This window comes from Bacillus sp. Leaf49, assembly GCF_001426125.1.
GTDB classification, from domain to species: Bacteria; Bacillota; Bacilli; order Bacillales; family Bacillaceae; genus Bacillus; species Bacillus altitudinis.
Window position 1 is genome coordinate 151898 of record NZ_LMRK01000001.1, and the last position, 13328, is coordinate 165225.

16 protein-coding genes are annotated in these 13328 nt (G+C 39.4%); 2 read left to right on the forward strand and 14 right to left on the reverse strand.

The genetic code is table 11. From position 1 onward, the window contains the following. Window positions 1-69 precede the first annotated feature (69 nt). From ASG46_RS00920 to degQ, 4 genes are all read right to left on the reverse strand, one after another. Window positions 70-2376 carry a sensor histidine kinase gene (locus tag ASG46_RS00920; protein ID WP_056702626.1) on the reverse strand — a complete coding sequence of 769 codons (2307 nt, stop codon included), beginning with the start codon at window positions 2374-2376 and terminating at the stop codon, window positions 70-72. A gap of 13 nt (window positions 2377-2389) precedes the next feature. Beyond that, window positions 2390-2560 (reverse strand): competence pheromone ComX, encoded by a 171-nt coding sequence (gene comX / locus ASG46_RS00925; protein ID WP_017358941.1) that lies wholly within the window; start codon window positions 2558-2560, stop codon window positions 2390-2392. Further along, entirely contained in the window at window positions 2538-3461 is a 924-nt protein-coding gene (locus tag ASG46_RS00930; RefSeq protein ID WP_046526551.1) for a polyprenyl synthetase family protein, read from the reverse strand. Before ASG46_RS00930 ends, comX begins: the two co-directional genes overlap by 23 nt. 151 nt (window positions 3462-3612) lie before the next feature. After that, on the reverse strand, window positions 3613-3753 hold the full coding sequence (gene degQ / locus ASG46_RS00935) for a degradation enzyme regulation protein DegQ (protein WP_003213123.1): 141 nt from the start codon (window positions 3751-3753) through the stop codon (window positions 3613-3615). Between the two features lie 505 nt (window positions 3754-4258). On the opposite strand from degQ, the gene ASG46_RS00940 reads away from it, so the two are divergent. Next, window positions 4259-4612 (forward strand): hypothetical protein, encoded by a 354-nt coding sequence (locus tag ASG46_RS00940; protein WP_019744042.1) that lies wholly within the window; start codon window positions 4259-4261, stop codon window positions 4610-4612. A gap of 36 nt (window positions 4613-4648) precedes the next feature. Here ASG46_RS00940 and ASG46_RS00945 read toward each other — a convergent pair whose 3' ends face one another. From ASG46_RS00945 to ASG46_RS00985, 9 genes are all read right to left on the reverse strand, one after another. Next, window positions 4649-5875, reverse strand: coding sequence for an EAL and HDOD domain-containing protein (locus ASG46_RS00945; protein ID WP_008345870.1), 1227 nt, complete (start codon window positions 5873-5875; stop codon window positions 4649-4651). 140 nt (window positions 5876-6015) lie between these two features. Further along, window positions 6016-7485 (reverse strand): nicotinate phosphoribosyltransferase, encoded by a 1470-nt coding sequence (locus ASG46_RS00950; RefSeq protein WP_007500472.1) that lies wholly within the window; start codon window positions 7483-7485, stop codon window positions 6016-6018. A 17-nt stretch (window positions 7486-7502) separates the two neighbouring features. Further along, on the reverse strand, window positions 7503-8054 hold the full coding sequence (locus ASG46_RS00955; protein WP_046526549.1) for a cysteine hydrolase family protein: 552 nt from the start codon (window positions 8052-8054) through the stop codon (window positions 7503-7505). A 60-nt stretch (window positions 8055-8114) separates the two neighbouring features. Further along, complete coding sequence (locus ASG46_RS00960) at window positions 8115-8522, reverse strand: YueI family protein (RefSeq protein WP_056702629.1); 408 nt, start codon at window positions 8520-8522, stop codon at window positions 8115-8117. Window positions 8523-8549: 27 nt separating this feature from the next. Further along, complete coding sequence (locus ASG46_RS00965) at window positions 8550-8798, reverse strand: YueH family protein (RefSeq protein ID WP_008345876.1); 249 nt, start codon at window positions 8796-8798, stop codon at window positions 8550-8552. Between the two features lie 94 nt (window positions 8799-8892). Then, window positions 8893-9114: a spore germination protein gene (locus ASG46_RS00970; RefSeq protein WP_008345878.1), complete on the reverse strand. Its 222-nt coding sequence runs from the start codon at window positions 9112-9114 to the stop codon at window positions 8893-8895. Window positions 9115-9215: 101 nt separating this feature from the next. Then, entirely contained in the window at window positions 9216-9437 is a 222-nt protein-coding gene (locus tag ASG46_RS00975; protein ID WP_008345880.1) for a spore germination protein, read from the reverse strand. A gap of 68 nt (window positions 9438-9505) precedes the next feature. Further along, window positions 9506-10609 (reverse strand): AI-2E family transporter, encoded by a 1104-nt coding sequence (locus tag ASG46_RS00980; protein ID WP_008345881.1) that lies wholly within the window; start codon window positions 10607-10609, stop codon window positions 9506-9508. Between the two features lie 184 nt (window positions 10610-10793). Beyond that, on the reverse strand, window positions 10794-11030 hold the full coding sequence (locus ASG46_RS00985; RefSeq protein ID WP_003213721.1) for a YuzF family protein: 237 nt from the start codon (window positions 11028-11030) through the stop codon (window positions 10794-10796). Between the two features lie 180 nt (window positions 11031-11210). Between ASG46_RS00985 and ASG46_RS00990 the strand changes: the two genes are divergently transcribed. After that, window positions 11211-12695, forward strand: coding sequence for an esterase/lipase family protein (locus tag ASG46_RS00990; protein ID WP_039956281.1), 1485 nt, complete (start codon window positions 11211-11213; stop codon window positions 12693-12695). On the opposite strand, the gene ASG46_RS00995 is transcribed toward ASG46_RS00990, so the two are convergent. Then, window positions 12692-13225: an HD domain-containing protein gene (locus tag ASG46_RS00995; RefSeq protein ID WP_007500462.1), complete on the reverse strand. Its 534-nt coding sequence runs from the start codon at window positions 13223-13225 to the stop codon at window positions 12692-12694. The genes ASG46_RS00990 and ASG46_RS00995 overlap by 4 nt on opposite strands. Between the last annotated feature and the right edge of the window lie 103 nt (window positions 13226-13328).

Here is a 13328-nt window from a genome sequence, read left to right on the forward strand (position 1 = left end):
TTTAAATCACTCACTTCCATTTTATATAAAAGACTTGGCAGATGCCAAGTCTTATTCCTTAAGAAATCGTTACAATTCCATTTCAATTTTCACCTTGAGCCCTTTTTCAGGTGCTGTGTGAATTTGAAGCTTTCCATTTAGAGCTTTGACTCGTTCCCTTATGCCAGAAAGACCCATGCTCATCGTGTGCTGATCAAGCTGGCTTGCATCAAATCCGACTCCATCGTCCTCATAATGGAGAACAACTTGATCTTTAATACAAATGAGCATCACTAAGACTTGGCTGGCCTTAGAATGCTTCAACGCATTGGATAGCAGCTCCTGCACTATCCGGTAAATATTCAGCTGTGAGTCAATATCAATGTCCAGTTTTTTATCAAAGCGGGTTGTATTCAGCCTAATATGAAATGGCGCTTCCTCTTGAATTTGCGAAGTCAGCTTCGAAATTGCCTTCACTAACCCCAAATCATAGAGGAGCTGCGGCCGAAGTTCATGACATGTTTCTCTCGTGGTTTGAATCACCTTAGACATTTGTTCATTCCATGAGATCAATGAATTTTCAATAGATGTTGGGCATTGGTTGTTTTGGAAATTGGTTAAGAACATCTCGGACTGTCTCTTCAGTGAAATCAAATCCTGCAGCACAGAATCATGAAGATCCCTCGCTAAATCTGAGCGCTGCTTCTCTTCCATGGCGAACATGACTTTCTTCAGCCAGGCGGGATTGGCTTCCCGCTGTTTCAAATCCTCCAGATGCTCCATCAATTCTTCAATCTTGACGACATTTTCTAAACTGACACTTGTGTAAAATGCCAATGTTTTCAGCCATGAAATTTCATCGCGGGTCAGCTTAGGTGTCCGTAAATTAGATAAACAGCAAATCACAAACGAGTGACCGCCCCGCTCACCAATTTTCATCATAAACCCTTTATCAAGCCCAATGATTTTACCAACTTCACCTAAAATATCTTGAAATTGATCCACATACTCTTTCCATAGCTGGCTTTCTTCTATTGATTCATCAATTTCAACAATTTGTCCATCTGCCTTCACTTCAAGCACAAAGGCTTTGTTCACAACAAGTACTTCTAAGATGGTGTATTTTAAATGATACAATACTTGATGAAGTGATGACGCCTCACGAATAAGCTGTGTAAATTTAAATACACTATCCTGATAATTATGCTTCTCTGAAAAACGCTTCAATCGAAAACGGAAATCGATAATTTCTTTAAAGTAGAAGACGGTAAGCATAAGAATGTACGTGATAATCGTAAATTTCACTGTATAGAAATTTGCATTTGGCTTTTGAATAAAATCAAAAAGAACAACCACTAGTATTGTCGGTGTAATTGCTAAAAAACCGTAGTATTTAATCCTTCCCATAAAGAAATCAACATTATATAGCTTATTTGACATAAATTGATAGACTAAGAAAAAAGGAATTAAAAGAACAAACGATGCAACAACATACGGTGAAATAAAATATATACCAAAAAAATAAGGAATGATAAAAAATAGCATGAATGGACTGAATGCTGAGATTAAAATGAGTGCAAATGCTCGAAGTACATTGCTGACTTCATTGTCTTTCAATTTTTTAGCAGCCCTTATAGTGATAATAATCGAAAGGAAAGCCAGAACAAAAAATGAAAGTAAATTGACATATGCTAATAGATCTACTGGTCCTGCTTTATTTTTATAGAATAAAACTAATAAAACGTTAGTCACTGGAACTAGATACAAATAAAAAAGAACTCGACGACGAATAATTTCTGTTCCTAATTCTTTTAAATATTGATACATAAAGTGCATATATAGTGGAGGTACAATATTCATTGTAACGATTACAAGAATACGACTGATAGCCTCTCCTTTTCCAGAACCACCAGAACTTACATAACCTATAGACACCGCCAAAAGAAATAAAGCTAAAATATAAGCTGACTCTTTTTGGTTTGCTTTATTCATTTTTAAAATCATAAATATACAAAATAGACAGATGGAATAAAGAATGACTGGTATTAGATAAATAAACAGATTCGCTTGACTCAATAACCTTACATTCTCTAAATCAATTTTATCACCATGTCTATCAACGACTAAACTTTTAACATTAGCTAAAAAACCTCTTTTAACTTCTTCAACTGGTTTTTTATTCCCATTCACTTCAAGTATGATATCGCCTTTCCTAACTCCAGCTAGATAGCTATCTGTAAAATTATCGACATCCACTACCTCAAGTTGACCCTGACTATTTTCCTTAACAGCTGCTCCAACAAAAATATTAAATACGTTGATATAAGAGATGTAAATCACATAGATGAAGCTAAGGATAACTAATATAACTGTTAACTTAGAGTAAAACTTTCTCATAATATTTATCTACTCAAGCAGTTGCCCATATGATTGCTTTAATAACGTCTTCTTTCTGGAATCCGTCAACAATAATACTTGCAGTTTCTTGATCAACGTGAAGCAATGATGCGTTCCCATTAGCAATTTGATTTAATGTTGAAGGATTCTCCACTAAATAACTAACCAATTCCTGAATTTTCATCTTCTCCATCTCCATTTAAAAAAAGTATCAGTTTTTTCTTTTTTGAAGCCTCTAAATGTAGTTTCTTGAATGCTTCTTTAAACTTATTTCTGAGAAGGTTTCTCATAATAAATACATATTGTTGAGCACCAGATTTTTTTAATTTATCCTTTAATTCTTCAGAGCCGGCACTCTTATCCTTTGATTGAAAATAACTGAGCAAGTCTGAACTAGATGGATTAAACTCATTTTTCAAGTAAACTAGCGGTAATGTTTGCATTCTTTTAAAGTCAACATTATCTTTATTAAAAAGACCTAGATAGTCATTTTCAAGCTGTTCCGCCATTCCTAGGTAATAAGCATATTCTTCTACCTTCTTTTCAAAAGAACCTGTTGCCAAAACAACACCTAACACACAAGGTAACACAAACAGTGACCCTGCTTTTAACTTCATGATATTTAAACAATCCTGCTCATTCTCTGGCTCCAGTGTCATATCTATATGCTGCCCTTGCATTGACTGAATGGAATAAGAATATACATTGTTTAAAAGCTTCGCTCCATGATCAAGCTTTGAAAACACATCAAAGCTCAATGCAAAGAGAACATTCGCCGCATTAATCGCAATTCCGCTCTGACATTTCATCCAAGGATACGAATCATTGTCCTGATCTTCAATATCATCTAATATATCGGCAGATAAGATGAGAAGTTCAATCCCTGCTGCCAGTTTTGTAATCGCTTGCTCGTCTTGTCCGCCAAATGCCTCATAATGTTGGTAAGCCAATTGTCCAAAAGGAAATTCATTCTTTATATCTGTAAATTCGAGAAGCAGCTTTTGTAAATCATTTTGCCTGACTGCATGTTGAATAAAATCAGACATTTTCTGCTTGATTTTTGTATTCTCTAGATAGTTTAGCATACTCGATCTTGATCCTCACCCTCTCGCCTCTTATTTTACTAAAAAGAAATAAGCAAATGTCCACTGACATCACTATTTAACAATTATATAATAATATATCCTTTTTTTGTATGTATTTGGATAAAAAAAAGACTTGATGGTTATCAAGTCTTTAAGAAATTTTCACATATTCATATTTGTCGTATTGATCAATGCTTTTGTTAATGTTATGAAGAGAAGCCGTTGTTTCTCTAATTTCGTTTTCAAGTTTCCATAATAATTGTTTAAGTTCTTCGATTTCATACTTTTCCATCGATTCCACTCTCCTTTTTTGGAAGATCAATGTATTTGTGTATGTTGATTGGGTCATAAGTATTTGATCTGTTACTAACAGTGTAAATGCTATTGAGTATTTTTTCACCGAAAAGTATGCACAAAATGTGTGCGTGATACCGCAAAATTCAATAGGTCTTTTTTCATCATTTTCAGACTTTTCAAATGATACTTTTATCTCAATTTCAAAGGAAATACGTCATTTTTGCGACATGAACAGGCATCATTCGTCACAATTCTCACGATACAGAACATACGATCCCCTCTGTTTCCTCGGTTTTTCATGTTATAGGTCAGACGACAGGCTCTACTGTAGACACCGCAATTTTTTGGCGACATTCACCGAAATTGACCGCAAAAGTACCTATTTTTATGATGAATATGCAAAGGTAGAAAGATCATTTTGATTCTTTATTCGGATTTTCTTCATACATTTAGAACAGATATCCGTCCAAATTCACTTCAATGAGAGAAGAGGTGACCATGTGTTTTACTATGTTCCTTATCCGCCTTTGCAGGTTCCCGCAATGGGGAACGCATACCCGCGAACACCTATGACTTTTCCTCCAGTAGATGCTCATGCGTTTCAAAAGGCTGCAAAGGAATCAACCCGTCTCGTGGCTGATGCATCCCTCATTACACAGCAGATTTCCGGTTCGCTTTCGTTTGGACAGCGAATCATGGAAGCTGCTGAACGTGCTGACACCGCAAGTGTGATTCGAATGCTGAAGCAGATTGGGGTGAAAAGCAATATCGATATCCGCTTTAGTCCAGAAGGCATCCGTATCTACTTATCCCTCTCTTCCAGTAGGCTTTTTCTACTTTTACAGTGGGGATAACAAAGAAAAAGACCGCTCTAGTGGGAGCGGCTTTTCTTAAGATTCAAACATTTTATGACACCATTCAATGGCTTCTATATAACAGCCGTAGGCTTCCTGCTTAGGGAGACTTCCACCTAACATCTCATCATACCATTCATTTCGTTCAATACGTTTGGCAACGTCTAACACTAGGAAATAGTCATTTTCATAGCCAAGCAGTGCCTCACCTACTTCATCCGAAAGAGGCAGTTCTTTCACAAGTTCAGTAATGTCCGCCCTGACAAGCGTATCAATGAGTGAAAACATACCTGTTAGCATATAAGAAGCGGGATGCTCTCGTTCAGTCCGACTAGCAATGAGTTCACACGTTTTGGCACGAATGAACGACATTTTGATGATTTCCTTTTGGCTTGAGTTGGCTTGGACATTCAGTTCTTTAAATGAAAGGATAAAGATCCATCGCCGTATTTCATTAAACCCAAGCAAGATAATCGCCTGACGAATACTCTTGATTTGATAAAGACGTCTCATACCGCCAGAATTCAGCATTTTTAATAATTGATATGAAAGGGAAAGATCACTTTCTATAAAATGCGTCACGGTCTGAATATTCGGCTGCTCCTTGCTCAGCTCATTCAATAGCTGGTGGTATGCGTGGAAGCTAGTCGATAAGGCTCGTCCCGAAATGACGTGCGGCTCACTAAAGAAATATCCTTGAAACAAATGGAAGCCAGCTTCTAACGCTTCTTCATATTCTTTTCGCGTTTCTACCTTTTCAGCAAGGAATCGAAGTCGATACTTTTTATATGTATGTAAAATGTCTCTTCGTTCTTCACATGTTGTTTTCAGAAAATCAATTTTTAAAATATCAATGCAATAGAGGAGTTCATCGAGTAACTTGTCATGAAAATGTGTTCCGCTCAGAAAGAAATCATCGAGCGCAATCGTGTATCCCCACTTTTTTAATTGCTTACATCTCATAATAAGTGCCGGGGTAATCGGTACATTTTCTAATATTTCGATCACAAGCTGATGTGGATCAAAATAAGTGAGCAGATCAGACGAAAGCAAGCTTTCGGTGAAATTGATGTAGCATCGTTTTCCTTCTGTCAGTGTTTCGATGCCAATGTTTAAAAAACTATTGATAATGAGGTCCGTTGTCGCTTGATCACCATCTTCAGCGCTATATGTATTGGTTTCACTATCTCGATAAAGCAGCTCGTATGATACGACTTGTTCTTTTCTGTTAAAAATAGGCTGCCTTGCAACAAACACCCTCAACTGCTCCATTCCTCCTTTATGCAATGACAAACAAGATGTGCTTTCAGTATACCAAATGATTGCCCATAAGGTTCATTTTGAATCGTCCAACATGAAAAAAAAGAGACCATCTGGCTTGATGATCTCCTTTCCCGGGGTAATCAGCTTTCATAAAGCTCTTTTTTGATTTTATTTTTCACATCATGGATAAACTGCATCTTATTATCCCAGCATTTTTGACTCAAATCGACTGGGTATTCTTCTGGTTTGCTGATTCGTTTGTATTCCTCCCAGAAGAGTCCGAGACTATCCTGCACATATGCTTGAATCGTTTGGATATCTGGATTATCATACACCAGCTTCCCTTGTTCAAAAATTGGGACATGAAGGTCCTTTGCCACAAAATTTGTCACAAATTTGCTGATAAATGTATGAACTGGATGGAACATTTTCAGCTTATCTTCACTTTGAACATCTTCTTCTTCAAGGGCAATGTAGTCTCCCTCAGAGTGATGATTCAATTGATTGATAATGCGATACACTCGTTTACGGCCTGGTGTTGTCACTTTCTCTGGGTTAGAAGAAATTTTGATCGTGTCATTCATCTGACCGTTTTCTTCAATCGATACAAGCTTATATACAGCACCAAGAGCTGGCTGATCGAATGCGGTAATCAGTTTCGTTCCAACACCCCATACATCAATTTTTGCACCTTGTGCTTTTAAGTTCATAATGGTGTGTTCATCAAGATCGCTTGATGCAATGACCTTGGCGTCATGGAATCCAGCTTCATCCAGCATCGTTCTCGCCTTTTTAGACAAGTAGGCAAGGTCTCCGCTATCAAGTCTGACTCCAATAAAGTTGATTTTGTCTCCGAATTCTTTCGCTACCTTAATCGCATTTGGAATGCCTGATCTGACCGTATCATATGTATCCACTAAAAAGACACAGTCTGTATGTGTTTCGGCATATTTTCTAAATGCAGTATATTCGTCGCGATATGCTTGTACAAGGGCATGGGCATGGGTGCCTGATACGGGAATATTGAAGCGTTTCCCTGCACGGACATTACTTGTTGCCTGAAATCCGCCGATCAGTGCTGCTCTTGCTCCCCACATGGCTGCATCCATTTCATGCGCACGTCTTGTTCCGAATTCTAATGCTGTCTCATCTTCAATGATTCCTTTAATACGAGCCGCCTTTGTTGCAATTAGCGTCTGGAAGTTCACGATGTTGAGCAGTGCCGTTTCAATTAGCTGCGCTTCAACAAGTGTTGCCTCGATGCGCATAATAGGTTCATTCGCAAAGACAATTTCTCCTTCTCGCATTGAATGAAGCGTCCCTGTAAAAGACAATCCGCTTAAGTATTCAATGAAATCGCTTTTATAACCGAGTTCATCTTTTAAATATGCAAGGTCGCTCTCGGTGAAGGAGAAGTCCGATAAATATTCAATCGCTTTCTCTAAACCAGCAAATACAGCGAAGCCGTTGTCAAATGGAAGCTTTCTAAAGAAGAGTTCGAAGACTGCCTTCTTCTCATGAATGCCGTCTCTCCAATACGTTTCTGCCATGTTAATTTGATAAAGATCTGTATGTAGTGATAAACTGTCGTCAATAAACCGATGCTCCAACTTCCATTCTCCTTCCCTTACTTAACCACTTTCGCACCAAGCGTATGCTCAAAGTGAGAAAGTGCCCACTCGTGCCCCGCTTCATTAAAACTCGCTACGGCATTCGCATGAATCACAAGTTCAAAGCCTTTATTGTATGCATCAACAGCTGTATGAAGTACACAAATATCGGTACACACTCCGGCTAGGTGAAGTTCAGTGATGCCACGCTCGCGCAGTTTCATTTCTAATTGAGTGCCTGCAAAAGCAGAGTATCTTGTTTTTTCCATATAATAGACATGATTTAAATGTGTTGACGTGTGAAATAGTGAACTTAGTTTTCCGTAAAGTTCAATTCCTTCTGTCCCGCGAATATTATGGGGCGGAAATAACTTTGTCTCTGGATGATATGGATCTTGCTCTTCATGATGATCGACGGCAAAAACAACAAAGTGTCCTTCATCAATAAATGAAGAAGTGATCTCTGTGATCTTCGACTCAATCGCCTGTCCAGGCTTTCCGCACGTCAGTTTTCCATCGTCTGCAACAAAATCAACTGTATAATCAATACAAATCAATGCTTTGCCCATCCGCATCTCTCCCATATGCTCTTTTGAATCATTATAGCTTATTCATTTCACTAGGGAAACCTATTCAACAGATTCACGAGAAAAAGCTTTTTGAAAAAGCTCATCTTCTATATAGATGTGCTCTTGATTGATCGCATGCGGCACCTCTATCACAAGCCCAAACGGTGAATGTGAGTCGTGATGGTTGACCACTTTAAAAGAACAACCAGCGGCATTTGCCATTTTGACATATGGAGAATAAGAAGCATATGACAATTCACCATTTAAAAGAACAGTGGCCTCTCGGTTTGCCTTCAATACTTGCTCTACCTCTTGATACGATTTATGTCTCGATACTTGCCCTTTTGTCAGAGCGAGAAGAGCACGTTCTCTTAATGAGCCGAGAAACATTCTTCGTTCATCGGGTTTTGTTTCAGCATGTCCAAATATCCCTTGCTGCAAATAAAAGTCTACGGATTCTTCTTTCATTGCTGTGTTCACTCCTGGTTTCTGAATTTACATTTCTGTGACCCAGTGCACAATTTTTTGTGCAAGTTCACGGGCTTCGTCTATTTCTACTCTTTTGTTTAAAGATTGTTCTAGTGCTTGCTCAAGCTGCGTTTTTTCGTCTTCATACGCGATAGAAATACTCCATTCCATATCAGGTACAGCGACAAGCGTTTTATATTCTTTTTTATTTTCATGTAAATATACATTGTAGGTTGTTGGTTGCCCGCTTGTCAGATGCGCTTTTCTTATTTTCATTTGATGTGTTTTCCCCCCTTTTTCTTCTTCCTTCTTCTATCCATTGTACCATAAAAAAAGACAGCTTCTGAAAAGGAGACCCTTTCAAAGCTGGCTATGCGTTAAAGCTCTTTTGCTGGCTGATCAGGTTTGAATCCCAAACAAATGTGACGTTCGGATTGTTGAAGAATTGAACAAAGTCTCCTGCATTATAGGTGCCTGAACCACCAGCGGAATGATCCACACTTTTTGGCGAAATAGCAAACACATCGCCGAAATGTGCAGAACCGTTTCCTATGACACGGTCAATATGAATGGGTCCAACAATTGCTGGCATCTTTCCACCACCTTTACTACCCTCATCATATGCCTAGCGGAACAATACGTGTCTATCCAACATAAAAAAGACAGCTGATATGTCATATGATCAGCTGTCTTTTATGCATTAAATGATTGAGGCTGGCCAAACAGTGTAAAGTCCCAAAGCATAGTGGCATTCGGATCGCTTGTCAGGGACATATAATCACCTGAATTAAAAGCTCCCGCTCCACCGGTCGAGTGATCTACAGCCAAAGGGGCAATGGCGAGAACGTCACCAAAAGTAGCCGAGCCGTTTCCGCCTAAAGACTCAATATGGATGGGTCCAACAATCGCAGGCATCTTCCTTCTCCTCCCTATTCGCTTATGTGAGTTATGTTATGCAAAAAGGGAAAAGTTGTGCATCTGCCCTAAACGTTTAAATGCTGTTCTTTTCGAGAGCGCTGACGCAGCTGAACCAATCTGACAATATTGAGTGTGATGGCTTTCAGCAACGCATAGACAGGAACGGCAAAAATCATGCCAAGGATTCCGCCAAAACTTCCTGCCCCAATTAATAGCAAGATAATTGTTAACGGATGTGTGTTGAGACGTTTTCCAATGATCAATGGAGAAATGACGTTTCCATCGATCTGCTGAACAACAAGAATGACAATAACAGTCACAACCGCTTTTCCAGGCGAATCAAGAAAAGCAATGAGCACAGCTGGCGCCGCACCAAGATATGGCCCAAGATATGGAATGACATTTGTCACCGCAATAATGATGCCGAGAATGAGCGCATATTTCACACCAATTAATAAGTATCCGATAAAACAAGCAACTCCGACAAATAAACAAACAACGATTTGCCCTTGTATGTAAGCAGCAAGCGTATCGTTTAATTCTTTAAAAATCTTCAATCCTTCCTTACGGTAAGGCATTGGCAAAAATTGAACGAGCTTGTCCGGAAACTTATGCCCGTCTTTTAGCATGTAAAATAAAATGAATGGAACGGTAATGACAGCGAGGGCAATATTCGCAATCACGCCAAACACCGCCGACATACTGGAAGCAATATTTTCCGGTAAATCTTTTAATGTCGAAACGATCGACTGTTCAAACTTCGAAACAGACACATAATCTTGGTTCATCATCCATGTAAATGTTTTAGAATGCGAGAAGTCGTTGATAAATTTCTGCATGTCCGTGACATACCCCGGGAAGCTTTTGACAAGTCCACCCACCTGCGTGACAATGACAGGTCCAGCAGCATTGACAACAAACGTGATAAGCCCGATGAATAGGAGATAAATAATCAGAATGGCGAGCGTCCTAGGTATCTTCTTCGACAAAAATCGAACAATCGGATTAAAGATGAAAAAGAGAATACCTGCCAGTAAAATAGGAACAAACAACGTTGAAGCAAATAAAATGATCGGCTGAAATAAAAACGAAACTTTTGTTGATACATACACAATCAGTAAAACCAGTAATATTTGGAATGTCCAAAAATGAACTTTAGATTTTAACAAAGATGCTCCTCCTGTTACGTATTGACCTTATTAAAAAACTACTATTCAACCCACCTTCTGTCAACTGCTTCTTGTTTTAGAACCATATTTTTTGAAAAAAAAAGAACAATTGGTATATCATGCACTTTTTCCAGATATACATTCTGTAAGCATTGAAAAAAGCAGACATCTATGCGTCTGCTTTTTACACTCTTTCACTGTGATCAGGCATCACCGACACGATTTGCTGGATCCGCACATAAAACACTGATTTTGCCCCCGCCTCAATCACAATATGATCCGGCATCACTTCCTTCAATTTTCCACGTACTGTATCTTTCACTGTTTGAACAATCAATCTCATACCGACTACTTTCTGCAATGTTTGATAAACATATGGATCAACTAATGAAACAAGCTGTGGACTTCCTTGTTGTGCCATGCTACCTGCCCCTTTACTTGTGTATTTACCCACAGCGTATGCAATGACCCATGTGAGTGTCACTCAGCAAACCCACAACATTATTACCGTATTTTTACATTTCGTATTTTTTTACAATTTTTAGAAGTATAATAGATTGGTGCTGCCAACATCTTAAATTATTTGAAGAGGTGAATGATCTTGAAAAAATTAATCTGTATCGTTGCTGTCATGCTCTTACTATCCTCTGCAAGTTATGCGCACGCAGGCACAATTGGAGATGCACCTGGTACACCAGGGAAGTGGTTTAAAGGCGAAGAACCGGTACAAAAAGACCTGTCAAAACCCCCACTTGTTTTTGTACATGGCATAAACAGTTCTTCCTCCACATGGTCTGATCGAAACGATATGGCAAAACAAGCTGTTCTGAACGGATACGAAAGCGCGTTCATAGATTTATATCCAGATCAGGACATGAAAAAGAATGGAAAACTATTAGCAGAAAAGTTAAAAGAAATCTATGAATTTTTCGGCAGAAAACTGATCATAATCGGTCATAGTAAAGGTGGAGTGGATACGCAGGCTGCACTCGTGTATTACAACGCTCATCCATATGTAGAGAAAGTCATCACACTTGGCTCTCCACATTATGGGACGCCGCTTGCGGATTTAGCCTATAGCAAAGGCGGAAGCTGGCTTGCGCAAATCCTTGGACAAAAGAGCGACGCGCTCTATTCTCTGCAAACCGGGATGATGGCAGCTTTTCGAAGTGAAACCGACCAGCTGGAGACGTTCCCTCATAAATATGTAACCTATTCTGGTTCAGATTGGGGAACCTTTGGCGGAGTGCTTTATTTAGGCGGCATGTATTTAAAAAGCTTTGGTGCAAACGATGGCGCTGTGACGGTCAGCAGCACAAAGCTAGCATATGCAAACAATATTTTAACAGGAAAATGGGATCACTTTTCGATCAAAAACGGCACAAGCATGTTCCCCGTATTTCAGGCACAGCTGCGTGCAAGTACCGCAAGCGCTGAAAGCGAAGACGAACAAGAGCAAGAACCAGTCTCTTCAGAGCTAAATACAAACGTTTATGTGAAAGGTGGAGAAAGTGAAAAGGATAAAACAGAAGCGTTCTATGTAGAGGAAGGAACGAATGGCCTATCGATTCAGTGGTTAAATGAAAGACAGGAAGCCAATCCGGAAATCGTTGCGCCAAATGGAGATGTCTTAACCAATTTGACGACATCCGAAGCATCATTCCCATATGAAGGCGCCTATTCACACCATGTGCAAATCAATAAACCCGTTCCAGGAAAATGGACGATTCGATCAAATTCAGGAAAAAAGGATCCTTATTTGCTACTTGTATCCTTTGATTCACCATTGAATGAAGAAATCAAAATCGCTGCAGCGAAATCAGGAGATGCATCGACACATTCGAGCAAGCTGATTAAACGATTAAGCAAAACTGTAGAGACCACTTATTTTAAAGATGCCGAGAAGGATCATCCACTGAAAACGAGCTCTTCATCTGCCGTTCAATTGAAAAAAGAAGGTGCTTATTCCGTCACGGTTCATTACACAGGTCTCACTGCGTCAGGGACGTCGGCATTTAACCGTACTGTGATCCGCACATTGTATGTGGATCAGCACGGAACGATTCATGGAGATATTCCATATTAAACAGAGCGTTTCATGGGCTGAAGCGCCTGCTGCACCTTCTCATCCAAATCAGCAATTTTTTTGAGCGCAAGTGATTCATCTATTTGTCTGTAATGATGGTGTCCACCAGGCTCTTCGTCCATTTCATCTGCTTTCTTCACAATTTGCTGGAGTGTGTCCTTATGCAGGTCGCCCTCTGGCAAATATGAATCTGTGTGAAGCAAAATCGCAAGGGCAATCTCTTTGGCTGCTTTTGGTTCCTCGCCGAGCCGTATGAGCAGTTTATGTGCCCGCTCTGCCCCTTTAATGGCATGAATATCATTTCGTCTATATGTCTCGTAATCCCATTCTCCGCCTGCTGTATACCATTCATAGTGGCCGATGTCATGCAAGAGTGCTGCTTTCACAGCAAGATCCGGGTTAATCCCCGCCTGCATCGCCAGTTTGAATGCGTGATAAGCACAAGCAATGGCGTGGGCTTTTCCTGAACGATTTAAATATTTTTGAGCGACTGGATGGGTGTAAACATCCATTAATGTAACCTTTCTCATGGAAACCCCTCCTTATCTATATTTTTAGCATCCTAACATATTCTGAAAAGAAACTCAAATGTTCTGTCATATTTCCGATGAGTCTCAAAATTAGCTTATGCTC

Bases quoted from the DNA above. Each gene is read 5' to 3' on its own strand.
- ASG46_RS00930 (WP_046526551.1), bottom strand. From the start codon at position 3,461: ATGCTAAACTATCTAGAGAATACAAAAATCAAGCAGAAAATGTCTGAT.
- ASG46_RS00975 (WP_008345880.1), bottom strand. From the start codon at position 9,437: ATGCCTGCGATTGTTGGACCCATCCATATTGAGTCTTTAGGCGGAAAC.
- ASG46_RS00965 (WP_008345876.1), bottom strand. From the start codon at position 8,798: ATGAAAATAAGAAAAGCGCATCTGACAAGCGGGCAACCAACAACCTAC.
- ASG46_RS00960 (WP_056702629.1), bottom strand. From the start codon at position 8,522: ATGAAAGAAGAATCCGTAGACTTTTATTTGCAGCAAGGGATATTTGGA.
- ASG46_RS00970 (WP_008345878.1), bottom strand. From the start codon at position 9,114: ATGCCAGCAATTGTTGGACCCATTCATATTGACCGTGTCATAGGAAAC.
- comX (WP_017358941.1), bottom strand. From the start codon at position 2,560: ATGAAAATTCAGGAATTGGTTAGTTATTTAGTGGAGAATCCTTCAACA.
- ASG46_RS00955 (WP_046526549.1), bottom strand. From the start codon at position 8,054: ATGGGCAAAGCATTGATTTGTATTGATTATACAGTTGATTTTGTTGCA.
- degQ (WP_003213123.1), bottom strand. From the start codon at position 3,753: ATGGAAAAGTATGAAATCGAAGAACTTAAACAATTATTATGGAAACTT.
- ASG46_RS00920 (WP_056702626.1), bottom strand. From the start codon at position 2,376: ATGAGAAAGTTTTACTCTAAGTTAACAGTTATATTAGTTATCCTTAGC.
- ASG46_RS00985 (WP_003213721.1), bottom strand. From the start codon at position 11,030: ATGGCACAACAAGGAAGTCCACAGCTTGTTTCATTAGTTGATCCATAT.
- ASG46_RS00995 (WP_007500462.1), bottom strand. From the start codon at position 13,225: ATGAGAAAGGTTACATTAATGGATGTTTACACCCATCCAGTCGCTCAA.